At 70.2% G+C, this 26,745-nt stretch carries 21 protein-coding genes; 9 read left to right on the forward strand and 12 right to left on the reverse strand.

Going from position 1 to position 26,745, the window contains the following annotated elements:
- The first annotated feature begins 801 nt into the window (after window positions 1-801).
- On the forward strand, window positions 802-1,443 hold the full coding sequence (locus AB0J16_RS06955; protein WP_358535482.1) for a ComEA family DNA-binding protein: 642 nt from the start codon (window positions 802-804) through the stop codon (window positions 1,441-1,443).
- A 27-nt stretch (window positions 1,444-1,470) separates the two neighbouring features.
- Here the strand turns inward: AB0J16_RS06955 and AB0J16_RS06960 are convergent, their stop codons facing one another.
- On the reverse strand, window positions 1,471-1,644 hold the full coding sequence (locus tag AB0J16_RS06960; protein WP_358536160.1) for a hypothetical protein: 174 nt from the start codon (window positions 1,642-1,644) through the stop codon (window positions 1,471-1,473).
- 664 nt (window positions 1,645-2,308) lie between these two features.
- Between AB0J16_RS06960 and AB0J16_RS06965 the strand changes: the two genes are divergently transcribed.
- On the forward strand, window positions 2,309-4,402 hold the full coding sequence (locus AB0J16_RS06965; protein WP_358536137.1) for a ComEC/Rec2 family competence protein: 2,094 nt from the start codon (window positions 2,309-2,311) through the stop codon (window positions 4,400-4,402).
- Between the two features lie 400 nt (window positions 4,403-4,802).
- Here AB0J16_RS06965 and AB0J16_RS06970 read toward each other — a convergent pair whose 3' ends face one another.
- The 4 genes from AB0J16_RS06970 to AB0J16_RS06985 all read right to left on the reverse strand — a co-directional run bounded on the left by AB0J16_RS06970 (window position 4,803) and on the right by AB0J16_RS06985 (window position 7,937).
- The gene (locus AB0J16_RS06970) at window positions 4,803-5,693 is read right to left on the reverse strand and encodes a hypothetical protein (protein WP_358535484.1); all 891 of its coding nucleotides are present in this window, start codon (window positions 5,691-5,693) and stop codon (window positions 4,803-4,805) included.
- On the reverse strand, window positions 5,690-5,968 hold the full coding sequence (locus tag AB0J16_RS06975; protein WP_358535486.1) for a hypothetical protein: 279 nt from the start codon (window positions 5,966-5,968) through the stop codon (window positions 5,690-5,692). The genes AB0J16_RS06970 and AB0J16_RS06975 overlap by 4 nt, the downstream gene beginning before the upstream one ends.
- Before the next feature lie 368 nt (window positions 5,969-6,336).
- Window positions 6,337-7,164 carry a helix-turn-helix transcriptional regulator gene (locus AB0J16_RS06980; protein WP_357947153.1) on the reverse strand — a complete coding sequence of 276 codons (828 nt, stop codon included), beginning with the start codon at window positions 7,162-7,164 and terminating at the stop codon, window positions 6,337-6,339.
- Window positions 7,165-7,379: 215 nt separating this feature from the next.
- Window positions 7,380-7,937: a TetR/AcrR family transcriptional regulator gene (locus AB0J16_RS06985; RefSeq protein WP_358535488.1), complete on the reverse strand. Its 558-nt coding sequence runs from the start codon at window positions 7,935-7,937 to the stop codon at window positions 7,380-7,382.
- A 73-nt stretch (window positions 7,938-8,010) separates the two neighbouring features.
- On the opposite strand from AB0J16_RS06985, the gene AB0J16_RS06990 reads away from it, so the two are divergent.
- From AB0J16_RS06990 to AB0J16_RS07005, 4 genes are all read left to right on the forward strand, one after another.
- Entirely contained in the window at window positions 8,011-8,706 is a 696-nt protein-coding gene (locus AB0J16_RS06990) for an alpha/beta hydrolase (RefSeq protein WP_358535490.1), read from the forward strand.
- A gap of 145 nt (window positions 8,707-8,851) precedes the next feature.
- The gene (locus AB0J16_RS06995; protein ID WP_358535492.1) at window positions 8,852-10,309 is read left to right on the forward strand and encodes an ankyrin repeat domain-containing protein; all 1,458 of its coding nucleotides are present in this window, start codon (window positions 8,852-8,854) and stop codon (window positions 10,307-10,309) included.
- 57 nt (window positions 10,310-10,366) lie between these two features.
- Window positions 10,367-11,338: a DNA polymerase III subunit delta gene (gene holA / locus AB0J16_RS07000; RefSeq protein ID WP_358535494.1), complete on the forward strand. Its 972-nt coding sequence runs from the start codon at window positions 10,367-10,369 to the stop codon at window positions 11,336-11,338.
- Between the two features lie 123 nt (window positions 11,339-11,461).
- Window positions 11,462-12,607, forward strand: coding sequence for an epoxide hydrolase family protein (locus tag AB0J16_RS07005; protein ID WP_358535496.1), 1,146 nt, complete (start codon window positions 11,462-11,464; stop codon window positions 12,605-12,607).
- Window positions 12,608-12,646: 39 nt separating this feature from the next.
- Here AB0J16_RS07005 and AB0J16_RS07010 read toward each other — a convergent pair whose 3' ends face one another.
- On the reverse strand, window positions 12,647-13,180 hold the full coding sequence (locus tag AB0J16_RS07010) for a MarR family transcriptional regulator (RefSeq protein WP_358536139.1): 534 nt from the start codon (window positions 13,178-13,180) through the stop codon (window positions 12,647-12,649).
- 76 nt (window positions 13,181-13,256) lie between these two features.
- Here AB0J16_RS07010 and AB0J16_RS07015 point away from each other — a divergent pair, with 76 nt between their 5' ends.
- Entirely contained in the window at window positions 13,257-14,450 is a 1,194-nt protein-coding gene (locus AB0J16_RS07015) for an MFS transporter (RefSeq protein WP_358535498.1), read from the forward strand.
- Here AB0J16_RS07015 and AB0J16_RS07020 read toward each other — a convergent pair.
- Together AB0J16_RS07020 and AB0J16_RS07025 are read right to left on the reverse strand one after the other, a co-directional pair.
- Window positions 14,392-15,105, reverse strand: a complete 714-nt coding sequence (locus tag AB0J16_RS07020) for an ABC transporter ATP-binding protein (protein WP_358535500.1) — start codon at window positions 15,103-15,105, stop codon at window positions 14,392-14,394. The genes AB0J16_RS07015 and AB0J16_RS07020 overlap by 59 nt on opposite strands.
- Window positions 15,095-16,018, reverse strand: a complete 924-nt coding sequence (locus AB0J16_RS07025; RefSeq protein ID WP_358535502.1) for an ABC transporter ATP-binding protein — start codon at window positions 16,016-16,018, stop codon at window positions 15,095-15,097. The genes AB0J16_RS07020 and AB0J16_RS07025 overlap by 11 nt, the downstream gene beginning before the upstream one ends.
- 137 nt (window positions 16,019-16,155) lie before the next feature.
- Between AB0J16_RS07025 and AB0J16_RS07030 the strand changes: the two genes are divergently transcribed.
- The gene (locus tag AB0J16_RS07030) at window positions 16,156-17,385 is read left to right on the forward strand and encodes a transposase (RefSeq protein ID WP_358535504.1); all 1,230 of its coding nucleotides are present in this window, start codon (window positions 16,156-16,158) and stop codon (window positions 17,383-17,385) included.
- Here the strand turns inward: AB0J16_RS07030 and AB0J16_RS07035 are convergent.
- From AB0J16_RS07035 to AB0J16_RS07050, 4 genes are all read right to left on the reverse strand, one after another.
- Window positions 17,368-19,983: an FtsX-like permease family protein gene (locus tag AB0J16_RS07035; protein ID WP_358535506.1), complete on the reverse strand. Its 2,616-nt coding sequence runs from the start codon at window positions 19,981-19,983 to the stop codon at window positions 17,368-17,370. The genes AB0J16_RS07030 and AB0J16_RS07035 overlap by 18 nt on opposite strands.
- A complete protein-coding gene (locus AB0J16_RS07040; protein WP_358535508.1) occupies window positions 19,980-23,027 on the reverse strand; it encodes an FtsX-like permease family protein in 3,048 nt (1,015 codons plus the stop codon). The genes AB0J16_RS07035 and AB0J16_RS07040 overlap by 4 nt, the downstream gene beginning before the upstream one ends.
- Before the next feature lie 186 nt (window positions 23,028-23,213).
- Complete coding sequence (gene rpsT / locus AB0J16_RS07045; protein WP_219527587.1) at window positions 23,214-23,483, reverse strand: 30S ribosomal protein S20; 270 nt, start codon at window positions 23,481-23,483, stop codon at window positions 23,214-23,216.
- Between the two features lie 149 nt (window positions 23,484-23,632).
- Window positions 23,633-24,622: a hypothetical protein gene (locus tag AB0J16_RS07050; RefSeq protein WP_358535510.1), complete on the reverse strand. Its 990-nt coding sequence runs from the start codon at window positions 24,620-24,622 to the stop codon at window positions 23,633-23,635.
- A gap of 55 nt (window positions 24,623-24,677) precedes the next feature.
- Here AB0J16_RS07050 and lepA point away from each other — a divergent pair, with 55 nt between their 5' ends.
- Entirely contained in the window at window positions 24,678-26,507 is a 1,830-nt protein-coding gene (lepA, locus tag AB0J16_RS07055) for a translation elongation factor 4 (RefSeq protein ID WP_358535512.1), read from the forward strand.
- Window positions 26,508-26,745: the final 238 nt, after the last annotated feature.

Raw genomic sequence — 26,745 nt, forward strand, 5'->3', positions numbered from 1 at the left:
GACGGGCGGTTTCTTCCGTGCCTCCGGAGGGGGTGTTTCTCCGTGGGCCCTTTGGCACGATGGGCGGTTTCTTCCGTGCCTCCGGAGGGGGTGTTTCTCCGTGGGGCCTCTGGCACGACGGGAGGTTTTCTTACGTTCTCCCGTAGGGGGTTTCCCTCCATAGGGACACCAGCCACGACGGACCGTCGCAGGGATTGAGACGGTCGTCTGACGGCCCACTTCTTCGTCCACAGCACCGCCTGACCATGGCTCGGTTATCCCCAGAACCTCGTTCACCCGCCTGCGACCCCCTGCCGGTCTCGTACGTTCGCTGGCGTGCGCAACCACGATGCGACAGCCGAGCGGACCATCGCCGAGTCCCGCCTACGGTCGCTCACCAACCCCAGCCTGCCCGGCGGCGCACTCCATCGCCCACACGATCCGCCTCCGCAGCCCGGCCGAGCTCTTCCCGAGGCGCCCGTCCGGCCAGGACCAGCCCTGCGCGAGGCGGCCCAGAGACCAGGCCCAGCCCGGCATGAGACGCCCCATGGGCCAGACCCAGTCCTGCACGAGACGCCCATGAGGCCAGGCCGAGCCTCTCATGGGGCGCCCGTGAGGTCAGGCCGCGCTTCCACGCCTCACGTGCCGACTCAGGGATCTGGCCGAGCGACGGTCCCTCACGAGCCGGCTGAGAGATCTGGCCGGGCGGCAGTTCCTCACGACTCGACGCATAGGTCAGGCCGCGCGGCAGTTCCTCACGACCCGACGCATAGGTCAGGCCGCGCGGCGGCCCCTCACGAGCCGACCCAGAGGCCGAGCCGAATGACGGCTTCGATCCCGCCCTCGTTCGAGGCCTTTCGCCAGGCCGTCACCACCAAGCCGCCCGCCTCGCTCGACCCCGGCAGGCCGGGCCTGCGCATCCTGATAGCCCTGGCCGTTCTGACCGCGGTGGTGGCAGGCGTGATCGCGTGGCGCTCCCAACCCACCCCAGAATCCCTCCCCGCCCCACCTCCCAGCCCGCCGGGATCCGCCACCCCTTCTCCCACGGCCAAAGTGACCGTCCACATCACCGGCAAAGTACGCAAGCCGGGCCTCTACACCCTCGCCATGGGCGCCAGGGTGGCCGACGCGGTGACGGCCGCAGGAGGTCCTGTCCGCAGCACCGCCATGTCCTCGGTCAACCTCGCCAGACGCCTGGTGGACGGCGAACAGATCGTCGTAGGTGCCCCACCAGGCTTCCCACCCGGCCTCGCCTCAGCCGACCCCGCCACCACGACCCTCGACCTCAATTCGGCCACCCCCGACCAACTCGAACAACTCCCCGGTGTGGGCGAGGTCCTGGCGGCCCGCATCGCCGACTTCCGTACCGCGCACGGCGGCTTCACCAGCGTCGACCAGTTGCGCGAGGTCAGTGGCATCGGCGCGAAGAAATTCGAGGAGATCAAGGGAAAGGTCCGCGTCTGACATGCCCCACGGCCTCCCCTCCTCGCCTCACTCCTGGTCCCTGGCCCTGCCCGCCCTCGCCACCTGGGCCGCCACTCTCACCCTCCTGAACTCCTCCCCGACCACAAGCCTGATCGTCTCCGCTGTGGCCACCGTGGCCGTGCTCCTGACCGTCCTGAACTTCTCGCCGACCACGAGCCTGATCGTCTCCGCTGTGGACACCGTGTCCGCGCTCCTGACCCTCCCCAGGCGTTCCCGCGTTCTCCATGCGGGTTCACTCACTGGGATCGTGTCCGGTCGCACTTCCTCGGGAGCGGTTCCGGGGTCCGTCCGGCGGCTCTGGCGCAACGTGGCCATCGCGACCCTCACCTGCGTGGCCGCGACCTCAGCCTCAGTGGCCCTGCGCGTCCACGCCGTGAGCACAGGCCCGGTGGCTGACCTGGCAACCCGCGGAGCACAGGTCACCGCCCAGATCACCCTCACCGACGATCCGAAGATCAGACGCCACCGAGGCGGACGCTTCACCCAGGACCGCATAGTCGTCCCCGCCACCCTGACCGTCCTCCAAACCCCAGCCAGCATTGGATCGCCGCTTCGGCGAGGTGCGGCCGGCAGAGCAATCGCGGTGAACACCCCTGTCGTCGTCTTCGCCCAGGGCCCCGAGTGGAGCAGCCTCCTCCCGAGCCAGAGCCTGGAAGTAACCGCTCGCCTGGCACCGGCAACCCCAGGCGACTTGATCGGCGCCGTCCTCCTCGTACGAGGGTCACCCCGCGTCCTCACGCCTCCGTCATGGATCCAGGCCGCGGCAGGCACCCTTCGGGCGGGCCTACGGACGGCAGCAGACGTACTCCCGGCAGACCAGCGCGGCCTCCTCCCAGGCTTGGTCGTGGGCGACGTCTCCCGCATGGACCCACAACTCACCGCCGACCTCAACGAAGCAGGTCTGAGCCACCTGAACGCGGTAAGTGGGGCGAACCTCGCGATCGTGGCCAGCGCCGTCCTGGCCCTCTCCCGCCTGGCCGGCCTCCCGCTCGCCCTGAGAGCCGTCCTCGCCGCCATCGCGATGCTCGCCTTCGCCGTGGTGGCCAGACCCTCGCCCAGCGTCCTGCGAGCCTTGCTCATGGGTATGACCGCCGCCGTAGCCCTGGGCACCGGCCGGACCAAGGACGGCGTGGCGGCCCTGTCCGCGTCGATCCTGCTGCTCATCCTGTTCGACCCTGAACTAGCTCATTCGTACGGCTTCGCCCTGTCCGTGTTCGCGACCGCCGGAATTCTCCTCCTGGCTCCCCGCTGGCGAGCCCACCTCATTGGCCCCGACCCGGAAGAAACCCCCGCAAGCGCCGACACCCCCGACTTCGCCGCCGAGAGCCCCATTCCCACCCGGGCCGACGATGCCAGCCGTCACAGCGACTCGGCACCATACGGCGCCGTCGGGTCCGATCCAGCGGGCTGTGGTGTGGTCGAGTCCGGTTCGGCAGGTTGTGGTGCGGTCGGGTCCGATCCAGCGGGCTGTGGTGTGGTCGGGTCGGGTTCGGCACCATGCGGCGCCGTCAGGCCCGACTTGGTACCTCGGGATGGCATCGCGTCTGATTCAGCCGCTCACTCAGCCGCTGATTCGGCTGCGTTTGGTGGCTTCGCCTCCGGCTCGGCATCCCACAGTGCCGATGCCGACACCCCCGCTGTCGTCCTCGAGTCCCAGGAGCCGCCCTCCGCCCCGATTCGCTCATTGCCCGGGCGAGGTCGGCGCCGTTTGCGGCTGCCTCGGTGGGCGGCGGAGGCAGTGGCCGTGTCCGCGGCGGCGCAGGTCGCTGTGACGCCGGTTCTCGTGCTGATGTCCGGTCAGCTGACCCTGGTCGCCATACCCGCCAACCTCCTGGCGGGCCCGGCAGTGGCGCCGGCGACCATCCTCGGGTTCGTCGCCGCGCTGGTGGCTCCCCTCTGGCCGCAGGCAGCTCAGTGGCTGGTCATCCCGGCAGGGTACGCCGTGGGCTGGATCATCATGGTCGCCCAGTGGGCCGTGAGCATGCCACTCGCCACGCTCCCATGGCCGGGCGGTCTTCCGGGACTCGGGCTTCTGATGGTCGCCGTGGCCGTGCTGATCCCCGTGCTCAGACGTCGTACCTGGCGAACGGCGGCCCTCACGATGGCCGGCGCGGCTCTCGTGGTCGCGCTCGTGGTTCGCCCCATGGCCAAGCCCTGGCCGCCCCCGAACTGGCTCATGGTGGTCTGCGACGTCGGTCAGGGCGACGGCATGGTGCTGGCGGCCGGTCCCGGTCGTGGCATCGTCGTCGACACCGGCCCGGACCCCGTCGTCATGGACCGCTGCCTGCGCAGGCTGGACGTACGCGACGTACCCCTGCTGCTCCTCACCCACCCGCACGCCGACCACGTGGACGGACTCCCCGGCGTACTCAGGAACAGGCGTGTCGGCGCGGTCATCGTCAGCCCGCGACGCGTCGCCCCGCAGGAGAGCAACCGCATCGCGACCATCCTCGCCCGCCACCGGATCCCCGAATGGACACCTCCCTCGGGCAGCAGCTGGCAACTGGGCCCGTCCGAGATGACCATCCTCGCCCCCGACCCGGCCCAGGGCGACGCCGAGGGACAGGGGGAAGGCAGCCTGATCAACAACTCCAGCGTCGTGGCGCGCGTTCGCTGGCGAGCAGGCTCGGCCCTCCTGAGCGGCGACATCGAAACCGAGGCTCAAGACGCGCTGCTACGGCGCCTCGCCCCGCGAGCGGACATACTCAAGGTCCCGCACCACGGCTCGCGGCGACTGGACCCGGCCTTCTTCGCGTCCGTAGGCGCTCGCGCGGCGCTGATCAGCGTAGGAGCCGACAACGACTACGGCCATCCCGCTCCGTCCACGATCGCGCTCCTGCACCGCCTTGGCGCCCGCGTCTACCGAACCGACCGCTCAGGCGACATCGCGGTCATCGACCAGGACGGACAACTGGCGGTGGTCGCCCGCGGCCCGTAGCCGGCACCGGTCCGTTCCTGTCTGCCGTTCTGCGGACGCTGGAACGGGATGGGACGCAGTACTGCGTTACCCGACCTGGACGAGGGCAAGGCGAACGGCGTCGCCCCCAACCTCGTGAAGAGGCGCCCGTCCAGGCGAAGGGCGCTCGCCCCCCTCCCGGCGAGCGCCCCTTGTCTGGGCGGGCGCCTCCGGCGCGGGCTCAGCACGTAGAACGGTTCAGCGCGTTAGCAGCTCAGCGCATACAGGACTCAGCGCGTCAGTGGTTCGGTACGTCGGTGGTTCAGCACGTCACTGGCTCAGCACGTCAGTGGTTCGGTACGTCGGTGGCTCAGCACATCACTGGCTCAGCACGTCAGAGGATCGGTACGTCAGCGGCTCGGCAGGTTAGTGGCTCAGCACGTCACAGTGATTGCCGGTACGCGAGCCACGTCCTCCCCGCGCCCGCCGTCCTGGCCCGGAACTCGCGTCGCTCCTCCGGCCCGTACCGAGCCTTGTAGGTGCGGAATCGCGTCCACAGCGCGGCCAGCCCGATCACCGCGTCCGGCGGCGCGGACGACCACGACGGTACGCGGGACAGCAGTTCGTCCACCTCTGCTGGGGTGTGTCCGGCTTCGACGAGGTGGGGGGCGAGCATGGCCGCGTCGATCCAGGCCGCGCCCCGAGCGGAGAACGACCAGTCGATCGCGTACACGCGCCCTTGTGAAATGAGCATGTTGTTCGAGCCGAGGTCGTAGTGGAGCAGCGTGTTGCCGCGGAGGTCGCGCGGTTCGAAGCGTTCGATCGCGGTGTCGTACAGGTCGCGGTCCGCCGGGATGCCCTTGTCACGCAAGTGGGAGTGCTTAGCAAGGAGCGGCAGGATGTTGTCGATGACCGGCGCCGCTCCCCGGGGACAGGGGGTGAGCAGGGCGCCGAGCAGGGAGACCGTGTCCAGGACGGCGGGCAGGTCGGGGGAGCCGGGCGTCAGGTCGACGTGGCGGCTGTTGTCGTTGATGTACTCGAACACGGCCACCAGCCACCCATCCTGCTGCCCTCGCCACAGCAGGTGGGGTGCGGGAGTCTCGTCGGGCAGCACGTTCGCCGTCCAGGACTCCGTACGGTGTGCCTTGGCAGCGGGCCCGGATGCCTCGACGGCCTTGATGAACACGCTGTGATTCTCGGTCTGTAACCGGGCCGAGATGCCGGGCATGGTGCCTTCGCCGGCGGGCTCCGCCTTGATGACCGGGCCGCCGCATTCGAGTTCTACCGTTTCGCGCACGCTCGCCGGGAGGTCTTCCCATTGCTGCCGGGTCATCGTAATCCTCCATTTCCGGAGACGTCGGCGCAGCCCGAGTACCACTGACCGCGTCCGCCGTCTGCGATCAGCAGTTCGGCGTCGAGCGGGGGAGCGGGGGTGCGCATGGTTTGTGCGGTGGCGCCGACTGGCTCGGCCGCGGGGCGGAGCGCCTCCCCAGCCAGGTCGTCGGTGCCGTGGTCGGGTGCGACTCGCTCGACCGACTGATCGAGCGGGCCCTGGGTGATGAGGTCGCACGGGTGGCTCAGGGCCGACGAGTCCAGCAGGGGGATCATTGCCGTGCTCCAGCTGTGCGGCGGACGCGCGGTGGTGTCCGCGATAAGTGCGGATGGGTGTGCGGTGGTGTCCGCGACAAGCGCGGATGGGTGTGCGGTTGTGTCCGCGGGTGGCGCGATCGGACGTGGGGTCGTGTTCGCGAATTGCGAGATCGGACGTGCGGAGATGTTCACAGGTAATGCGGGCCGGTGTGCGGAGGGGTCCGCAGGTAAGGCGGTGGGGGACACAGCGACTTCCTCACGGAGGTGGTGCTTGCTTGCGGCGGCCGGGGTTTGGAAGTCCGGGAGCCTTCCGGCCGCCGCTAAGTGGTCCGCCTCGAAGGTACGAATCAGCGTTGTGGCCGCTCAAGTAAGTTTCGAAAAGTTTCTTAAAGATCTGGGCGGGCCGCGTCGATACAAGACAGCGCGAGCGGCCCGTAGACGGCCACTTCAGCCAGTGCGGTGAACGCCTTTTCGTACACGGCGACGTCGTCCGGTTTCTTGATCCGGAACTGCGCGGCGACACCGTCGACCCGGACCTCGGTGGCGTCGTACAGCCAGAAGTTCTCCGGCGGCATGACGGGTGGTTTGCGGCTGTACGGCAGGATGCCGAGGCTGACGTAGGGATTGTCCCGGGTGTAGGTGGCCAGCCGGTCGAGCTGGGCGTTCATCCCGGCGGGGTTCACCATGGGGGTGCGCAGCGTCTGCTCGCCGAGTACGAACACGAAGCGCCGTACGCCCCCGAGCGACTGCTGCTGCGCCATGCGCGCCGCCACGGCTCGGTCCAGGTCATCGGTTATGCCGCGGAAGGAGATGATCGTGGACAGATGGGCGCGGGCGTACGCCTCGGTCTGCAGCAGGCCGGGCACGGTGGAGTGCTGCCACACGCGTAATCGGGTCGTGCGCTCGTACAGCGGGATGAACGCCTCCTGGACCTGGCCCAGCCCATTCCGCTCCAGGCGCCGCCATTCGGTGTAGAGCGTGTCGATATGGCGGGCGGCGGCGAGCAGGTCGGGTATTTCGTGTTCGGCCCCGCAGGCGGTGGCCCAGGCGCGGATATCGTCGTCGCTCGGGACCTGCTGGCCGTTCTCGATTTTGGAGATGCGGGACTTGCGTCCGCGCCACCCCATGGCCTCGGCCAGGCGGTCGCCGGTCATTCGCCGGCCGTCCGCGGTGTGGGCGGTGCGTAAATCCTTGAGCCGGATAGCGAGCGACATTCGCGCTTCCATGATTGTGCTGTGACTTGTCATGGGCCACCTCGGCTTGGGTGATGGAGTTTGCTTTGAAGCTACGCCCGGGTTCGGCCCCCGTCTGTAGGGTTTCTTGAAAATCATGAAGAAACCATTGAGTACGGTTCGGCCGGATGTGACCATTGCTTTCGGCGAAACAGCAGCGACTCAGCTCATGCCGGCCGAGTCGGCGGCCCGCGAGTTCACCGTGCGCGGAGCAGGTCGAGGAAGGCGGTGAAGGCCGCATCGGTGCGGGCGGTGTCGCCGGTGGCGTCGGTGTCCATGAGGAGCCCGCGGACAACGGCGAGCGCGGCGGTGGCCAGCGCGGGTGCCGCCGCGCCATGGTGGGCGCGCAACCCCTGTTCCAGGACCGCGAGCCAGTCGGTGGTGGCGGCCCTGCGGAAGTCGGGCCACAGGGCCTGCCCGTCGGGCGTGTTGTGAACGGTGCCGAACAGGCGCAGGTAGGGCGCGCCCTCAGGGCCGCTCAGCACCCGCCAGGCTCGGGCGAGGGTCTCCTCGTATGGTTCGTCCCTTGGTGCGAGCGCTTTTCCGAAGAAGTCGAGCTGTCGTCGCCGGGCCTCGCCGAGCACTTCACGCAGGAGCCGTTCGCGGGTGCCGAAGTGGTAGATCAGCATGCGCGCCGTGGTGCCGGCGGCTTCGGCGAGCGGGGTCAGGCTGGTGGGCAAGCCGTGAGCCAGCACGTGATCGGTGCAGGCATCGAGGAGCGACCTTCTGATGTCGGGCTGTGGCTTGCGTCCCATGACCTTCCTTTGACGTAATGCTCGTTACGCATATTATCGTGCCCAGCCGACAGAGAAGATCCGGGAGGTCACGGTGCGGGTGGTGTTCGTCCACGGGGCGTGTGTACGTGACGGGGCATGGTGGTGGCACCGAGCCGCCGGCGAGCTGGAGGCGCGCGGCGTCCGCAGCTCCGCTCCGCCGCTGCCGAGCTGCGGGGAGACGGGGGACGTGCCCAGCGGGAAAGGGCCGACGCTGGAGGACGACGTGGCGGCCGTGCGTGAATGGCTGGCGTCGGACAACCAGCCGACGATCGTGGTCAGCCACAGTTATGGCGGTGTTGTGGCGAGCGCCGCGGCGATAGAGCTGCCCCAGGTGCGCCATCTGGTGTACATCGCAAGTTTCCTCCCGGAGGTGGGCGAGAGCCTGGCATCGTACGGTGACGGGACGCCCGCGCCGTACCTGGACTTCGACCCTGACGGCACCTTCGGCGTGCGCGCCGAGCTCGCCACGCGGACTTTCCTGCAAGACTGCGACCAGGAGGCGGTGGAGCAGGCGCACACGCGCTTGGTACGGCAGAGCGCTGCCGTCACCACCGCGCCGGTCCAGGCCGCTGCTTGGAAACAGATCCCGTCCACCTACGTCGTGTGCGCGCAGGACAACGGCACTCCTCCGGCTTTGCAGCGCGCCCAGGCCAAGCGGGCCACGCGCGCGGTCGAGGTGGCCGCGGGTCACCACCCCTTCCTGGCCCAGCCGAATGTCGTCGCCGAGCTCGTCCTCGATCTGACCTGAGCAACGGCGTAGGGTAGGTGTGCGCCCAGGGCGCCACCGGTCCGCGGACAGGGCTAAGCCCACCTGATGCTCATCGAACGACCCGGCCCGACCTCTTTTCCGGCCTGATCATGCGGACGCCAGGCCAGACGGAAAGGAGGCCCTCGTGCTCATCCATCGCCTGCCCGACAACCCCAGCCTCGAACGGCTCCGCAAGCAGGCCAAGACGCTGCTTCAGTACGCGAAGGCGGGAGTTCCCGAGGCGCTCGGGCTCGTCGCCGAGTTCCATCCCCGAACGCCGGAGACGCTCAAGCTGGCCGACGCGCAACTCGTCACCGCCCGCATGTACGGCTTCGCGAGCTGGCCCAAGCTCAAAGAACACCTCGGCACCGTCGAGCGCTACTCCCGCTCGCCGCACCGGGTCGCGCCGAGCGAAGAGTTGCCGGAGGAGTTCCTGCGGCTCGCCTGCCTCACCTATGGCACGGACTACCCGGGCCGGACCGCGGACGCCGACCTGCTGCTGGCCCGGCATCCGCAGTTGGCCACCGCGAACGTCTTCACCATGGCGGCCACCGGCTCGGCCGATGCGCTGGCCGATGTACTGACCGAAAATCCGGGGCTCGCCCGAGAGCAGGGCGGCCCCTTCGGGTGGGAGCCGCTGCTCTACCTGGCCTACGCGCGGCTCGATGCTCCCGGCCGGTACGTGGCCGCCGCCCGGCTCCTCCTCGACCATGGCGCCGATCCGAACGCCGGATTCCTCTGGGACGGGCTGCCCACGCCGTTCACCGTTCTCACGGGCGCGTTCGGTGGAGGAGAGGGCCACCAGCCACCACATCCGCAGGGCCTGGCGCTGGCCAGGCTGCTGCTGGCGGCAGGGGCGGACCCCAATGACGGTCAGACGCTCTACAACCTCGGGCTCGGCGGCGCCCGCTCCGACGACACCGCCCACCTTCAGCTGCTGCTGGAGTTCGGCCTGGGCCGTGGTGAGGGCGGCCCGTGGCATGCCCGGCTGGGTCCCACGCTGCAGTCCCCGCAGCAGATGCTGCGCGACGAACTGGCCACCGCCGCGCTGCGGGGCGGCCCGCGGCGGGCCCGGCTGCTCCTGGCACACGGCGCGGAGGTGGACGGCCTGGGCGGGCATCCGGCGTACGGCGGGCGCACCCCCTACGAGCTCGCCCTGTTGAACGGGCACACCGAGATCGCCGAGCAACTCGCCGCGGCAGGCGCCTCGGCGGTACTGGACGAGATGGAGACCTTCACCGCCGCCTGCATGCGCGCCGACGCCGACGCGGTGGCCGCATTCGGCCCGGAACCGCTGGCGCGGGCGCTCGAACGATTCCCCGGCCTGATCATCAGGGCTGCCGAGCAGCGCAAGCCCGCGGCGGTACGGCTGCTCGCCGGACTCGGCTTCGGCGTGAACCACCTGCGTGAGTCCACCCCGCTGCACGCGGCGGCCTGGAATGACGACGTCGAGACGGCCAGGACACTGATCGAGCTCGGCGCCGACCCGGCGATCAAGGACACGGCGTACGACGCGACCCCGCTCGGCTGGGCCGAACACGGCGGCATGCATCGCGCGGCGGCGTACCTGCGAAGTCTGGGAGAAGAGTCCAGTATGACGTGATCGGCACCGCCGTCGTCGAGTACCCGCTTGTCGGCGCCGCATGGCATGCTGCACGACATGGCGGCAACAGACCCAGCACTCGTGACCTTGGTCGTCGGCGACGAGGAGCTGCTGGCCGAGCGGGCGGTCAGCGAGGTGGTCGCGGCGGCGCGGGCGGCCGACGGCGGCGCGGAGGTGCACGATCTCATCGGCGGGAAGGTGGCGCCGGGGGAGCTGACCCAGCTGACCTCGCCGTCGCTGTTCGGTGATCGGTCCGTGGTGGTGATCCGGTCCGCGCAGGATCTCATCAAGGACGTCATCGCCGAGGTCGTGAAGTACGTGGCCCAGCCCTCCGACGACACCGTGCTCATCCTGGTCCACCCGGGCGGGGTGAAGGGCAAGGCGCTGGTCGACGGGGTCAAGAAGGCGGGGGCGCGAGTCGTCACCGTCAACAAGGTCACCAAGGCCGGGGAGCGGCTCGACTTCGTCAAGGGCGAGATCAAGCGGGCGGGGCGCGGCATTTCGAGCGACGCCGCACAGGCGCTGCTCGAGGCGGTGGGCAATGATCTGCGGGAGCTGGCCGCGGCCTGCAACCAGCTGGTGTTCGACACGGAAGAAAAGACGATCAACGCGGCGGCCGTGGCCCGCTATCACAAGGGGCGGGCGGAGGTCACCGGGTTCAACGTGGCCGACTCGGCGCTCGAGGGGCGGCTGGCCGAGGCGCTGGAGCAGCTCCGCTGGGCGCTCGGCACCGGGGTGGCCCCGGTGCTGCTGGTGAGCGCGCTGGCGGGCGGGCTGAGGGGCCTGGCCAAGGTCGGCGGAGCGCCGCGCAACCTCAGGGGCGGGCAGTTGGCGAGCCACCTGGGCATGCCGCCGTGGAAGATCGACCGCGTCAAGCGGCAGCTGAACGGCTGGGGTCCGGAGGGCCTGTCCCGCGCCATCCAGGCGGTGGCCGACGCCGACGAGCAGGTCAAGGGCGGCGGCGCCGATCCGGCGTACGCGCTCGAACACACGGTGCAAGTGATCGTCGCCAACCGTACGGGCCGGTAGATGCCCGTACAGGCCCATGGGTGCCACCCGCCCCGATAACCAATGGTCCGGTAGCCGGCGCCCCGGTAAGGTCGCGAAGCGTCGGAGGGCGATGTGCGCCTCCTGTCGGTTGCTGGAGGGTATGTGAGCTGGTCGCCGTTTCGTATTGAGGTGCCGGACGACGTGCTGGACGACCTGCGAAACCGGCTGCGTAACACGCGGTTCGGCGACCCCACGCGGCCAGGGGAGCAGGCGTGGCAGGGCGGCGCGGATCCCGGCTACCTACGTGACCTGGTCGGCTACTGGGCCGAGGGATTCGACTTCCGGGCACGTGAGGCCGAGCTGAACGCTCTGCCGCACGGCATCGCGCACATCGACGGCACGCGCACGCACTTCCTGAAGATTCCCGGCAGCGGGCCCGCGCCCATGCCGTTGCTGCTGAGCCACGGGTGGCCGAGCAGCTTCATGGAGATGCTGCCGCTGGCGGCCCGGCTGGCCGATCCGGGACGGTTCGGGGGTGATCCGGAGGACGCGTTCGACGTGGTGATCCCCTCCATGCCCGGCTTCCTCTATTCGGAGCTGCCCGCTGAGCCGCTGACCAGGGCGGCGATGGCGCGGACGCTGCACGCGCTGATGACCGAGGCGCTGGGCTACGAGCGTTACGGCGCGTTCGGCGGTGACATCGGCGGGGCGGCGACCGGGTGGCTGGGGGCGCTCTATCCGGATCAGGTGATCGGGATTCACCTGATCCATCCGCCGTTCCCGGCGTCGCTGGAGGATCCGCCGCTGTCGGCGGAGGAGCAGGCTTTCCTCGACGCGGAAGCCGTCTATGACGAGGGCGACGCCGGCTACAGCGCCATCATGGGCACGCGGCCCGACACCATCGCCGCCGCGCTCCTGGACTCGCCGGTCGGGCTGGCCGCGTGGATCGTGGACAAATACCGCGACTGGAGCGACTGTCACGGCGAGGTGGAGACGCGGTTCGACCGGGACACCCTGCTGACGATCCTCACCCTCTACTGGGCCACGGGCTCGATCGGCACCTCGTTCAGGCAATACTTCGACTTCGAGCACAACACCGCCCGGCCGCCCATCAGCGTGCCCGCGGCGGTCACGCTGAGCCATGAGCCGTTGATGGCCGACTTTCCGCGGGCACTCGCCGAGCGGGCCCTCTCGGACATCCGGCACTGGAGCGAGCCCGGCAGAGGCGGCCACTTCCTGCCCCTGGAGGAGCCGGCCCTCCTCCAGGAGGAGCTGACGAGCTTCTTCCGCGAGCTCCGCCGCCCCTGACCGGCTGCGGCTCCGCGAACTCGGCGCGCCTGACCAGGGTCAGCGGGTGGATTCCACGTTCACCAGGAGGCGTTTGAGCAGGCCGTCCAGGATCGCCTGCTCCGCCGGATCCAGCACGTAGACCATCGCGGCCTCCACCTCCCCCCGGATCCGCATGGCCTCCATCCACAGCTCGTGCCCCCGGTCCGTCAGCTCCACGTCGACCCGGCGGCGGTCGTCCGTGCTGCGCAGGCGGCGTATCAGGCCCGACTTCTCCAGCGTGTCGAGGCGGCCGGTCATCCCGGCGGGCGACAGCATCAGCTCCGCGGCCAGCTCCGAAGGCGTCGCGGAGCCCGAACTGGCCACCAGCCGATGCAGCGTCTCGAACTCGAAGTCCTGCATCCCCACCTCCGCCAGCGCCGCCTCCTTCGTCTGACGCAGATGCTTGACGAGGAAGTGCATCCGCGTCACGACCGCCTCCACCCGCTCGTCGTACGGCGCCTTGCCCCGCCACCGCGCCAGATGCCGATCGACCGAATCACTGGAGTCGGAGCTGGAGATAGAACCGGAGCTAGAGCCGGAGCCCGCGTTCATCGAGTCCACTCACCAATCCTAAGCCAGCAAGTATTTAGTTGACGAAACATTAGCCAGCGAATTAATGTCCAGCCCCATGAGACTTCTGCTCGGGCGAGCCATCTCCGCCTTGGCCACCGCCTTGATCCCCACCACCCTCACCCTCGCCGTCCTCCGCACCACAGGCTCGGCCGAGGCCCTTGGTCTCGTCCTGGCCTGCGAATTGATCCCGCTCCTCCTGCTGCTCCCGGTCGGCGGGGTGCTGGCCGACCGTTTCCGGCCCGAGCGGGTGGCGCTGGTGGCCGACCTGGTCCGCGGCCTCTCCCAGGCCGCCATCGGGATCGAGCTGCTGATGGGCGTTGGCCGCGTGCTCGACCTGGCCGTGTTGTCCGCGGTGGCGGGGGTGGCGATCGCGTTCGGCATGCCTGCTGTGCCGAGGCTGGTCGCGGCCGTGGTGCCAGGCCCGGATCGGCTGCGGGTGAACGCGCGCATCGGGGTGGCCACCAGCACGTCCGGCGTGCTCGCGCCCGCCCTGTCGGGCGGCGTGGTGCTGGTGGCGGGCCCGGGGTGGGCGGCGCTGCTCACCGCCGCGCTGTTCGCCTGCTCGGCGCTCACCCTTGGCGGAGTCCGTACGGCCAAGCAGCCCGAGAGGGCCCGGAACACCTTCGCCAAGGACCTGGCCGAGGGGTGGCGCGAGGTCAGGACGCGGCCGTGGTTCCTGAAGTCGGTGCTCGGCCATGGCGTTTGGCATTTCATGGCCGGGTTGTTCCTCACTCTCGGCCCGCTGACCGCGGTCAAGCACCTCGGCGGCGAGGCCAGCTGGGTGCTCATCGTGCAGTGCGGCACGGTCGGCCTGGTCGCGGGGGTGTTCCTGGTGCCGAGGCTGCCCGTCCGCCGGCCGCTGGTCGTCGTCCAGGTGGCCGCCGCGCTGTACCTGCTGCCGCTGGTGGCGCTGGCGCTGACGTCGAACGTGGTGCTGATCGCGGCGGCGTACTTCGTGGCGATGTTCGGGCTCGGGCTGCTCAGCCCGTTGTGGGAGACCGTCGTCGCCGAGGAGATCCCCGAGGGCGCGCTGGGGCGGGTGCGGGCCTTCGATCAGCTCATCTCGTTCGCGTCGCGGCCGTTCGGGCTGGCCGTGGCGGCGCCGCTCGCGGGCTTCGTGGGCATGACCGGGCTGCTGCTGGCGGGAGCGGTCGCCGTGGCCGTGGCGAACCTGGCCGCGATCACGTCCGTCAAGCCTCCGAAGACCGGCTCTCCAGAGGAGCGGCCTCCCGCAGGACTCCGTCGCTGATCTCCAGCACCCGGTCGGCCAGCGTGATGAGGCTCGGATCGTGGGTGGCGACGAGCGCGGTGACGCCCTCGCTGCGGACCAGGGCGCGCAGCAGCTCCATGATCTGCCGCCCGGTCTGTGAATCGAGTTGTCCGGTGGGCTCGTCGGCGACCAGCAGCCGGGGCCGGTTGGCCAGCGACCTGGCGATCGCCACCCGCTGCCGCTGGCCGCCCGACAGCTCGTACGGCCGCTGGTTGACGTGCTGTTCCAGCCCGACGAGGGAGAGCAGCACGCGCACGCGCGCCTCCCGTTCCGCGACCGGGGTGCGGGCCAGCCGCATCGGCACGCCGACGTTCTCGGCCGCCGACAGCACCGGGATCAGCCCGAACGACTGGAACACGAACCCCACCACGTCGCGGCGCAGCGCCAGCAGGTCGTCCTCGGACATCGAGGTCACCTCGGCCCCCGCCACGACGACGCGCCCGGCGTCGGGCCGGTCGAGCCCGCCGATCTGGTTCAGCAGGGTCGTCTTGCCGGACCCCGACCGGCCGCGGATGGCGATCAGCTCGCCGGGGTAGGCCGAGAACGACACCTCCCGCAGCGCCACGACCTCCTTCGGCCCGGCGCGATAGGTCTTGCGCACCCCCTCTACGACAACCAGAGGCTCACTGCTCATTGGAGGGCTCCTCTCGGGCCGGCCACACACCGATGTGGTCGGATTCGAGTTCGAGGCGCACCCGGCGTTCCATGTCCAGGGCGTTCATGAAGTCGCGGGGCAGTTGCAGCCGCCCCACGCGGTCGAGCACGGCGTACTCCTCGGCGACGCCCTCGCGGCGGAGCGTCTCGCTGCTGGTCCGCCCGTCGCGGATGCCGATCGTACGATCGACGCGCTCCGACACCAGCGGGTCGTGGGTCACGATGACCACGGTCACGCCCAGCTCGCCGTTGGCCTTGCGCAGCGCCCCGAACACCTCCTCCGAGGTCTCGCTGTCCAGCTCGCCGGTGGGTTCGTCGGCCAGGACGAGCTGCGGGGAGTTGGCCAGGGCGACGGCGATGGCGACCCGCTGCTGCTCACCGCCGGACATCTCGGGCACCTTGCGGTCCGCGCAGGAGGCGACGCCCATCAGGTCCAGGAGTTCGGTGGCCTGTCCCCGACGTGCCTTGCCTATCCCTGAACGGCCGGCCAGCTTCATCGGCAGCTCGACGTTCTCCCGGGCGGTCAGGTACGGGAGCAGGTTGCGTGCGGTCTGCTGCCAGACGAACCCGACGATGTCGCGCCGGTACCGCAGCCGGTCCTTCGCGGTCATTGACAGCAGGTCCGTCCCCGCCACCCGGGCCACCCCCGCCGTGGGCACGTCCAGGCCGGACAGCACGTTCAGGAGCGTCGACTTGCCCGACCCGGAGGCGCCGACGACGGCGACCAGTTCGCCCTCCTGGATGAGCAGGTCGAGGCCCTGCAGGGCGACCACCTCGACGCCCTCGGTCTTGTAGATGCGCACCAGGTTGTCGCACACGATGTGCGCGTCTCCGCCGAAGGCCGCCTTCTCTTCGGCGGCCCTAGCCTCCAGTTCGGACAACGTAGGACTCATGTGGGTGATGGCGCGGGGACCCGGTCTTTAAGGTCCGGGAGGAAGCGCCATCCCTCCTTTCGAAAACAGTATGGAAAGAATCGGTCACGTTCGGTAATGTGCACGGTGAGTGAGGCCGCTGTGACAGGAGGTGCGCGATGGCGATCCGCCGCTCCGCGACCAAACGCCACGGCCTGCCCACGATCGTGCAACTGCGCCTCACGCCCACCCCGGCCCAAGCCGACGCGCTGGCCGCGGCGGTGCTGCTGTGCAATCAGGCGGCGACCGTCGTCTCCCGTCTGGCCTGGGAGCATCGCACTTTCGCTGTGGTGGAGCTGCATCGGCTGGCCTACTACGAGGTGCGTGGGCAGGTGGCCGGGCTGGGCGCGCAAGCGGCCGTGCGGGCGATCGCCCGGGTCGCCGGCGCCTACGCCAACCGGCGCGCCACCAAGAAACGCGCCCATATCTTCCGCCCGCACGGAGCCGTCCCCTACGACGCCCGGCTGATGAGCTTCAACCGGGACGCCCGCACGGTGTCGTTGTGGACCCCCACCGGCCGCGTCACCGTCCCCTACACCGGCCGGCCAGAAGACCTCAAAGCCATCGACACGCTGCCGCGCGGCGAGGCCGACCTGATCTACCGGCGAGGGATGTGGCTGCTGCTGGTCGTCCTCACCCTGCCCAAGCCGGTGGTACGCGAGCCGGTCGGCGGCTTCCTCGGGGTAGATCAAGGTGTGGCCAACCTGGCGGTCACCTCCGATGGTGCGGTGCTGCCCGGCCCCGCCTTGGCCGGGCCGGTCGGCGGCAACGGCCACGTCCGCACGCTGCGCGAGCGGCGCCATCGCCAACGCCGACGGTTGCAGAAGAAGGGCACGGCGGCGGCGCGGCGGGTGCTGCGCCGTCTGTCCAGTCGTGAGCATCGGATGATGACCGACCTCAACCACCAGATCAGCAAGTTTGTGGTGCGTGAAGCCGAACGCACCGGCCGCGGCATCGCCCTGGAGGATCTTCAGGGCATTCGCGGGCGGGTAAGGGCTCATCGGTTCCAGCGGCGCACCCTGCACAGCTGGGCGTTCGCCCAGCAGATCGCCTTCACTCGCTACAAGGCCGCGCGAGCCGGGATCGCCTTCGTCCTGGTCGACCCCGCCTACACCTCGCAGGCGTGCCCGGACTGCGGGCATATCAGCAGGGCGAATCGGCCGGCGCGGGGCCGGTTCGTCTGCACAAGGTGTGGCCTCGCTGGGCACGCCGACCACATCGCGGCCCGCAACATCGCCACACGCGGCGTAGCGGGCTGGGCTGCCATCAACCAGCCACACGCTACCGGCCTCCCTTCACCCAGACGGGACCGCGAGAGCAAACCGCCAGATTCAGCCGGTGGTAGTTGATACGAGGTCACCCACTCGGAGTGCGGCGCCGAGGCTGCGCCGGCGGCTGATGGCGGTGTGCGCGTAGGTGCCGAGCACGGCGACGGCGGCCAGCCCGGCCGCCAGGACGACCGGTATGACCGGATCGGCGGAGTAGTCGCCGACGGGCAGGTCACCGGTGTAGGCGGACAGGTCGATGGCGGGCCCGAGCGCCGCGGGCAGGCCGAGGCCGAGCGCGAGCCCGGCGAGCGAGGCGATGAGGATCAGCGGGAGGATCTCCAGCACGGTCAGGCCCCGCGCCTGGCGGTCCGACAGCCCCAGCGTGCGCAGGAACGACAGCGCCCTGGCCCGGTCGGCCGCGCCGATCACCAGCGTCACCAGCACGGCGATGAGCGCGTAGACCGCGAGCGCGATGGTGGTGAGGAGCAGGATGTTCTGGACGGTGCCGGTCATCGGGTCGTCCTCGATCGCGGCGAGGGCCTGTTCCTGCGAGGTCAGCTCGGCCTTGGGCTGTCCGGTGGCCGCCAGCAGGGCCGCGGGATCCGCCTCGCCCTTGATCAGCAGGGTGTTGACGCCGGGCCGCTTGTTCGTCGCGAAGGGCAGCACGATGAACTTGCCGCGCGGGAAGAAGCCGGGCAGCGAGGCGATCTCGCCGGCCGTGGTGACCTTCATCCGCTCATACCAGGCGATCTCGAACGTGCCGCGTCCGCGCAGCTCGCTGGAGACCAGCACCGGGATCCCCGCGGCTCCCGAGGCGGTGAGGGGCACGCTGATCGGCGCGCCGTCCAGCAGCCGCCGCCATTGTGCCACGTCGACGGCGATGATCTCGGCGCGCTCGCCGCCGTAGCCGATCTGCGCGGTGGCGGTCTGCGCGGGCACCAGCAGACGTACGCCGGGCACTTTGCGCACCCGTTCGATGGCGTCGGGAGGCAGCTCCACGGGGGAGGTCAGCTTGATCGGCGCGCCGACGCTCTGCCAGGACGCCAGGCGCTGCGTGGTGGCCAGCCCACCGGAGATCACTGTCCCGAACACCGACACGGCCAGCGCGGGCAGCAGGATCAACACCGGCAGCACGCTGGCGGATCTGGCCCGGGCCGCCCTGGTCAGGCCCAGGAAGGGCACGGCCAGGCGGCCGCGCGCGGCCAGCCGTACGAGCAGCTTGAGGGGGAGGGGATAGCAGCGGATGGTGATCAGCGCGGCGGCGACCGTCAGCGCGACCGGTACGAGCAGCAGGAACGGGTCCTGGCCGCCGGTCGTCAGGCCGCGGGTGCGCAGCAGGTACGCGCCGGCCAGCGCCAGGCCGACGACCAGCACCTCTAGGGTGATCCGCCGGGCCGACGGGCGGGCGGCGGCCACGTCGTCGCGGCGCTCGTGCAGGGGCGTCCGGTGCGTCACGGCCAGCCGCGCGGCCGCGTAGCCGACGGCGGTGAGGGGCACAAGGGCGGGCCCTACGTGGGCGAGCCACGGCACCGGCCCCGGCACCAGGAAGGCCAGCCCCCACCCGGCCAGCGCCGCGGGCACCACCGCGATGGCCACGAGCGCCGTACCGGCACCCGCCACCTGCCGCAGCGACCCGCCGCGCGCCCGCGCCAGCGCGAGCGGGTGATCGATCCGCTCGGCCAGCAGTTGCACGGCCAGCACGAGCACCCCCAGCGCCACGACCAGCAGGCCGCCGAGCACCAGGAACATCACGGTCTGCGCGGTGCCCAGCGCGGTCCCGAACTTGTCCAGCAGCCCCGGCAGCTCCGTCTCCAGTCGGTACTGGCTGTCGGCGCCCGCCGGTTGCAGGGTGATCACGTGCCCGTAGTCCTCGATGGCGGCACGCAACTCGGGCAGGTCGAGAGAGGCTGCCGCGGTGGGCTCGACCGGCAGGATCCAGCTGTAGATCAGGTTGCGGTCGGCGCCGCTCAGGGCGGCCAGGCCGGCGGCCGGGATCAGCGCGGTCGTGCGCCGCTCCAGCTCCAGCTTGCCGGGCGGCTGGACCTGCGTGACGTGCAGGACGTCGGTGTCGTGGCTCCAGTAGCGGGCGCCGGGGTCCTTCGCCCTGAACACGCCCACGATCTTGACGGCGGCGTAGTCGCTCTCACCGAGGATCCGCACGTCGCCGATCTTCAGAGGCATCGTGGTGCGGGCCTCCTCCACGATGCCCACCTCGAACAGCGGGATCTCCGTCCCGCTCCAGCGCATGGTCGTCGGCTTGCCCGGCGCCCGGCCGTCGACCCACTCGACCCGCCGCTCACTGTCCGACAGCCAGGCGAGGTTGATGTAGGTCTGCCCGCCCGACAGGTGGACCGGCGTGTCGTACGTCTTCGCGCTCATTTGCCCGGTGGCCGTGACGAGCGGCCGCAGCCGCGGCGGCACGAGCGAGCGCAGCCGGGCGTCCCTGGAGACGAACTGGCCGGGCTCGTGCAGGTCGTCCGGCCCGCCGCGCGTCCTGGTCTGTACGGTCAGGTCGGCCTGCTGCGCGGGCGCGTCCTGGAGGGCTCGGTGGAGCGCTTCGTCGTACGAGCCCTGCAGCACCCGCGGCAGCCCCGCCACGAGCAGGCAGGCGCTCAATGTCAGCAGGGACAGCATGGCCATCGTGCCCAGATACGCCTGGGCCAGCCGCAGGATCCTCACAAGTCCTCCTGACGCTGCCCACGCAGGTTGCGGGCCAGTACGGCGACGATGCCGAGCAGCACCGCGGCCACCAGCGCCAGCATGGCCGCGGTCGCCGCCCACGGGATGTCGAGCAGCACGTCCGGCGTGACGGCCGCGGCCTGCCCGGTGAGCACGATGTGCGGCACGACCAGGACGCCCACCACGACCGCCAGCGCCGTGCCCGCCACCAGCGACAGTCCGATGACGAACGCCTGCTCGACCGCCAGCAGCCCGAACACCTGCCGCTGGCTCACCCCGAGCGCCCGCAGGATCGTGAACTCGGCCATCCGCTCCCGCGCCGCGACGGTGGCGTTCACCACGAAGCCGAGCGCGGCGAACGCCAGCGCCGCCGCGAAGCCCAGGATCAGCGCCCCCTGCAGCCCGCTGGCCAGCGGATCGTCCCGCAGCCGCTCGGCGAGCTCGCGCTGGTCGACCGCGGTGACATCCCACTCCGGCCGCTTCTTCAGCGCCGCGAGAGCGGGCCCGGCGTCACCGTCGTGGGCGGCGAGCCACCATTCGGTGGCCGGTCTGGGGATCTCTCCCGCCGCCAGGCCGTACGCCTGCAGCGTGGCCCAGTCGGCCAGTACGGCGGGCTGGTCAGCGGCGGTCGTCGGCATCCGGTCGACCAGGCCCGCGACCTTGACCTCGACGATCCGCCGATCCAGGTTGACCCGGCCCACCTGGCCCGCCGAGAGCTTGAGCGAGGCGGCCAGGTCGGTGGTGAGCACCACGGGCAGCGGGCCGGACAACTCGCCGAAGGCGACCGCGACCGGCTGTGATCCGCTCGCCTTGAGCGAGATCGGGCGATCCGCGCTCAGACCGGTCATCGTGACCTGCGCGCCGCCGCTCTCGGGCGGATTGGCGACCAGGCCGCGGACCGACAGCGGATAGGTGATCTTCCCGGTCCGCCCGGCGATCTCCGTGAGGTCGAGGTCGATCTGGTTGTCGCCCGGATGGAGCAGGCCCAGGGACAGCTCGCGCCAGACGCCGAGCGCGTCCGAGACCATCATCCGCAGCGACACCGCGGCGTCGGCGCGGGCGTGCAACGTGAGCGTCGTGGGCTTGCCCGGCAGCTCCAGCGGGGCACCTCGCGGCCGGCCCGAGCCGAGCACCCGCGCCATCTCCGCGACCGAGCGCGCCGACAGGTCGGGCCGCAACTGGAAGAGCCGGTCGAGCTTGCCGGCGTCGAGGCCGAGCAGGACCGCGCCCTCGCCGCTGAGCTGGACCGGGCCGCGGAAGGCGGGCGAGGCCGCCGTGACGCCCGGCAGCGCGGCGAACGCGGTGCCGCGCCCGAACGTGCCCAGCTCGGGACCGTCCGGCGGCCCGGAGATCCGCAGGTCGGCCCCGGCCTGATGGCGGGCCTGGTCCTGCTGGGAACCGCGCCAGGTGGCGGCCGTGGCCATGGACACGATGCCGATCGCGATGGCCATGGTCAGCAGCAGCGCGGGCCCGGCGTACTTGAGCGGCCGCCGGCTGACCTGCCAGACGCCGAGCGCCGGGGCGAGCGTGGGCCGCCTGGCGGTGATCCGCTCGGCCAGCTTCGAGACGCGAGGCACCAGACGCAGGCCCAGCATGCCCCCGGTGAGCAGCGCCAGGGCCGGTCCCGAGACGATGAGCGGGTCGATGCCGAGGTCGCCGGCGGCGGTCGCGGTGACGGGCGCGCCGTAGCGCCGCAGCTGCCAGATGGCCAGCCCCGCCACCACCAGCAGCGCCAGGTCCGCCCCGGCCCGCTCGATCAGCCCGCGCCCGCCGCCGCGGCCGCGCGCCGACTGCTCCTCCACATAGGTACGCCGGGCGCCGGCGAGGGCCGGGAGCATGAGGAGTACGGCCGAGGCCAGGGCCACGCCGATCGAGACCGCGAAGGTGCCCAGGTCGGGCGAGGGCGCCAGCCGTACGCCCGAGGCCCTGATCCAGGGCAGCGCGTTGACCAGGGCCAGCAGCGGCGGGCCGAGGAAGGGCGCGACGATCGCGCATGGGAGGGCCACCAGCAGCGCCTCGCCGCCCGCCAGTGCGGCCAGCCGCAGCGTGCCCGCGCCGCGCGAGCGCAGCAGCGCCACCTCCATGCGGCGGTGGTCGGCGAGCAGGCGGGCGGTGAGCATGAGCGCGTACGCCGCCAGCAGCAGCAACTGCAGGACCGGGATCAGCATAGTGGAGCGGGCGACCAGGGCGGCGGTGCCGAGCTGGGCGAGCATCTCCGGCAGGCGGCTGGTGGCGGTGCAGCTCGCGCAGCCGTTCGCGTGGAGTCGGTCGCGCAGCTCGGTCACCCGGGCGGCGAACGGCCGCAGCTGCTCCGGTGACAACGTGCGCAGGTCGGGGACGGCGGTCCAGGTGGCGTTGACGTTCGTGGCGAAGCGGCTCAGGAACGTCTCACGGGCGACCATCAGCGGGCCGTAGGTGGTGAACTCGCCCGTCTCGACGCCTCTGGTGAGCAGTTGCTCGCCGGTCCAGCGGTCGCCGAACGGGTCGTTGAGCTGAAAGACGCCGGTGATGCGGACGTTGACCGCCTTGTGGTCGAGGCGGCCTTCTGTGGTGATCTCCTGACCCGCCTTGACGCCGAGCGCCGTGGCCGCCGACAGGGAGATCGCGGCCTCGACCGTCTTGCGTTCGGTGGCGTTCGGCCAGGTGCCGGAGACCAGCTTGGCGTGGGCGTCGAGACCGTCATAGCTGCCGAACCTGAGCAGTTCGGGAGTCTTGCGGCTCTCCTGGCCCGGCCGGACGTAGGAGTCGGAGCGGAAGGCGATCGTGATGGCGGCGGGCGCGCCCGCGTAGGCCCTGGCGAGCTCGGCGCGGATCGCCTGGTCGAGCGCCGGGAACGTCTCGCCGGTGACGGGGGCGGCGATGGTCGCGGCCACCTGGCCCAGCGGCGCGGTCTCCATCGTGCGACGCACGCCCACCTCGGCGATGGTGGAGGCGTACATGGTCAGCGCGACCAGAGTCGTCGTGGCCAGCAGGATCGACCCGAACGCGGCCAGCAACAGCAACGGCTCGCTGAACGCCCGTTTGACGACCAACGGCCCCCGCATGTGCCCCCCTTGCCCCGTTTAGTGAACCTTTGGGCATTCAGCTGGGGGAGGGCAAGGTGATCTTCGCAACGGTGACAGACCTGATGCGGCCGTGTGATATCGAAATCGTGACACAAAAAACGCCGCACCCCTTGACGGAGGTGCGGCGCTCTGGCGCCTTGCTCTTCGATCGAGCCTGGCTGGGCCTTACTTGGCTGCCAGGGAGGCGGCCTGCTTGGCGATCGCCGACTTGCGGTTGGCGGCCTGGTTCTTGTGGATGACGCCCTTGCTGACGGCCTTGTCGAGCTGACGGGCGGCGGCCCGCTGCAGCTCGGCGGCCTGCTGGGCGTCGCCCTGCTCGGCGGCCTCGCGGAACTTGCGCACGGCCGTCTTCAGCGAGGACTTGACCGCCTTGTTGCGCAGGCGAGCCTTCTCGTTCTGCTTGTTGCGCTTGATCTGGGACTTGATGTTCGCCACGAAGAAGCCTCGGTAAAGTCTGAGTGATGGATGGGGCGCGCGGGCTCGTGAGAGGGGCGCGCCACACGCAGTTGAACAGATTACCAATAACCCAGAGGACAGCTCAAATCAACACCCTGGGAATTGGAGTCTCGGACCAGTGTACGGCCTCAGGAGAACCACTCGGTGGTGTATTCGCGCCAATCCTCCTCCGTGGCGGCGAAATCGACGTACAGGGCCAGGCCGAACCGCTCCCGCCTGCCGTGCTCCGTCAGGGCCAGCTTGGCGCCCTGGGCGGCCATGGCCACGCTCTCGGCGGCGTCGCTCCATCCGACGCCGTGGTCGTGGTAGGCGGGGGCGCCCACGAGGACCAGCTTCGTCTCCGGGACCAGGTCGAGGGCGAGGGTGGCCTGCCGTACGACATAGCCCCCGTAAAGGGGCTGCAGGGGAGTGAGGGAGTCGTACGTCATGATGGCCACCTGGTCGACGCGCTCGGCGGCCTCCCTGAAGTAGCCGCTCGACCAGTATTTGTCGTGGCCGAGGATCGCCCGGGCGGGCAGGCGTATCAGGGGATACGGCTCGATCTGGGGCGTCGAGATCGACAGCAGCTTGGTGTACTGGCGGGTTCTGCCGAGGAGGTCGAGGAACTCACGGTCGCCGTCACCGATCGGCTCGAAGTTGTAGTGGATGCCGTCGAAACCGGTCTTCATGATGGCGGCGACTCCGGCCAGGACGTTCTCGCGGGACTTGGCGTCGTCGAGATCGAGGAAGCCGTCGACCTTCTGGCCGAGCCAGGCGGAGATGCGGACGCCGGGGAGGTACTGCCGCCCCCATCGAACGAAATTTCCGGCGTTGGGGTATTTATCGGGATTTAGGCGGCCGTCCTTGTCGAACGGGCCCGCGTGGACGTACAGGTCCTTGATGCCCGTGGCGCGCAGGCGTACCGCGAGGCGCTCCACATCCTGCTCCGTACGGCGGCCGTCGACCCAGGCGTGGCCGAGCCAGAGAGCGTCGTTGCCCGTGCTCTTCGCCCAGGCCGCCGGGTCACCGGTAAACTGAACGCGGAGCGCGCCGGCGAGGAGGCCGAGCAGCGCGACGACGACGGCCAGGGCCAGCGCGACAAGGCGCAGGCCACGGCGAATGGCGGTTCGGGCAATCACCCGGGCATGTCACCATGAAAGACGCTTGACCTCAACCCTGTCGAAACGGACTTCGGTGCGCACTCAGCCTGGCCAGACCGACCCCGCGTTGATCCGCAACTTCTGCATCATCGCGCATATCGACCACGGCAAGTCGACCCTTGCCGATCGGATGCTGCAGATCACCGGCGTGGTAGACGACCGGTCCATGCGCGCCCAATACCTCGACAGGATGGACATCGAGCGGGAGCGCGGCATCACGATCAAGTCGCAGGCCGTGCGGCTGCCCTGGGACGGCCACGTCCTCAACATGATCGACACACCGGGCCACGTCGACTTCACCTACGAGGTGTCCCGGTCGCTGCAGGCGTGCGAGGGCGCGATCCTGCTGGTCGACGCCGCCCAGGGCATCGAGGCGCAGACGCTGGCCAACCTCTACCTGGCCATGAACAACGACCTGCACGTCATTCCGGTGCTCAACAAGATCGACCTGCCCGCGGCGCAGCCGGAGAAGTTCGCCGAGGAGCTCGCGGGCCTGATCGGCTGCGACCCGTCCGACGTGCTCAGGGTCTCGGGCAAGACCGGCGTGGGTGTGAGCGAGCTGCTCGACCACGTGGTGCAGACCATCCCCGCGCCGGTGGGCGCCGCCGACGCGGCCGCCCGCGCGCTGATCTTCGACTCGGTCTACGACACCTACCGGGGCGTCGTCACCTATGTCCGGGTCTTCGACGGCCACCTGGGCAAGCGCGAGCGCATCCTGATGATGTCCACCCAAGCCGCCCATGAGACGCTGGAGATCGGCGTCATCTCGCCCGAGCCCAAGGTGTCGGAGCTGGGGCTGGGCGTCGGTGAGGTGGGCTACCTGATCACCGGCGTCAAGGACGTGCGCCAGTCGCGCGTCGGTGACACCGTCACCTCGGTCGCCAAGGGCGCCACCGAGATGCTGGCGGGCTACGACCACCCCAAGCCGATGGTGTTCTCCGGCCTCTATCCCATCGACGGCGACCAATATCCCGAGCTGCGCGAGGCCCTCGACAAGCTGCAGCTCAACGACGCCGCGCTGATCTACGAGCCGGAGACCTCGGCCGCGCTCGGTTTCGGCTTCCGCGTCGGCTTCCTCGGCCTGCTCCACATGGAGATCGTCCGCGAACGGCTGGAGCGCGAGTTCGGCCTGTCGCTGATCTCCACCGCGCCCAACGTCGTCTATCGGGTGGTCATGGAGGACGGCTCCGAGCTGACCGTCACCAACCCGTCGGAGTTCCCCACCGGCGGCAAGATCTCGCAGGTCTTCGAGCCGGTGACCAAGTCGACCATCCTGGCCCCGGCCGAGTTCATCGGCGTGATCATGGAGATCTGCCAGGGGCGGCGCGGTCAGCTCCGCGGCATGGACTACCTGTCGGAAGACCGGGTCGAGATCCGCTACACGCTGCCGCTCGGCGAGATCATCTTCGACTTCTTCGACCAGCTCAAGTCGCGCACCCGGGGCTACGCCTCGCTCGACTACGAGCCCGACGGGGAGCAGGAGTCGGAGCTGGTCAAGGTCGACATCCTGCTCCAGGGCGAGGCCGTCGACGCCTTCAGCGCCATCGTCCACAAGGACAAGGCCTACGCCTATGGCGTCGACATGGCCAAGAAGCTGCGCGAGCTGATCCCCAGGCAGCAGTTCGAGGTGCCGATCCAGGCGGCCATCGGCGCCCGCGTCATCGCCCGCGAGAACATCCGCGCCATCCGCAAGGACGTCCTCGCTAAGTGCTACGGCGGCGACATCACGCGTAAGCGCAAGCTGCTGGAGAAGCAGAAGGAAGGCAAGAAGCGGATGAAGATGGTCGGGCGGGTCGAGGTGCCGCAGGAGGCGTTCGTCGCGGCACTGTCGACCGACTCCAGCGCCGACAAGGCCAAGAAGTAGCCCTTTCGGAAGCCCCGCACCCGTTTGTAGGTGCGGGGCTTCTCTCATGTACGGCCTGAGCGCTCCGCCGAGCACTCCACAACGGGCCTTCGCTTCGCTCTGGATGTCCTCCCAGGCGGGCTGACGCCCGCCCTGAAGGGCCTCGCTGCGCTCGGACCGCCTTCCCAAGAACGCTTCGCCGGGTCGGCTGATTGGACTGACCTTGGCGGCAAGATCGCCAAGTAGGCGGTGAGGCATC

This window comes from Nonomuraea sp. NPDC049750 (assembly GCF_040659625.1).
Classification (GTDB): Bacteria; Actinomycetota; Actinomycetes; order Streptosporangiales; family Streptosporangiaceae; genus Nonomuraea.

Excerpts from the sequence above, each read along its gene's own strand:
- AB0J16_RS06955 (WP_358535482.1), top strand. The coding sequence starts at position 802 with ATGACGGCTTCGATCCCGCCCTCGTTCGAGGCCTTTCGCCAGGCCGTC.
- AB0J16_RS06970 (WP_358535484.1), bottom strand. The coding sequence starts at position 5,693 with ATGACCCGGCAGCAATGGGAAGACCTCCCGGCGAGCGTGCGCGAAACG.
- AB0J16_RS06975 (WP_358535486.1), bottom strand. The coding sequence starts at position 5,968 with ATGATCCCCCTGCTGGACTCGTCGGCCCTGAGCCACCCGTGCGACCTC.
- AB0J16_RS06980 (WP_357947153.1), bottom strand. The coding sequence starts at position 7,164 with ATGTCGCTCGCTATCCGGCTCAAGGATTTACGCACCGCCCACACCGCG.
- AB0J16_RS06985 (WP_358535488.1), bottom strand. The coding sequence starts at position 7,937 with ATGGGACGCAAGCCACAGCCCGACATCAGAAGGTCGCTCCTCGATGCC.
- holA (WP_358535494.1), top strand. The coding sequence starts at position 10,367 with ATGGCGGCAACAGACCCAGCACTCGTGACCTTGGTCGTCGGCGACGAG.
- AB0J16_RS07010 (WP_358536139.1), bottom strand. The coding sequence starts at position 13,180 with ATGAACGCGGGCTCCGGCTCTAGCTCCGGTTCTATCTCCAGCTCCGAC.
- AB0J16_RS07015 (WP_358535498.1), top strand. The coding sequence starts at position 13,257 with ATGAGACTTCTGCTCGGGCGAGCCATCTCCGCCTTGGCCACCGCCTTG.
- AB0J16_RS07020 (WP_358535500.1), bottom strand. The coding sequence starts at position 15,105 with ATGAGCAGTGAGCCTCTGGTTGTCGTAGAGGGGGTGCGCAAGACCTAT.
- AB0J16_RS07025 (WP_358535502.1), bottom strand. The coding sequence starts at position 16,018 with ATGAGTCCTACGTTGTCCGAACTGGAGGCTAGGGCCGCCGAAGAGAAG.
- AB0J16_RS07030 (WP_358535504.1), top strand. The coding sequence starts at position 16,156 with ATGGCGATCCGCCGCTCCGCGACCAAACGCCACGGCCTGCCCACGATC.
- AB0J16_RS07040 (WP_358535508.1), bottom strand. The coding sequence starts at position 23,027 with ATGCGGGGGCCGTTGGTCGTCAAACGGGCGTTCAGCGAGCCGTTGCTG.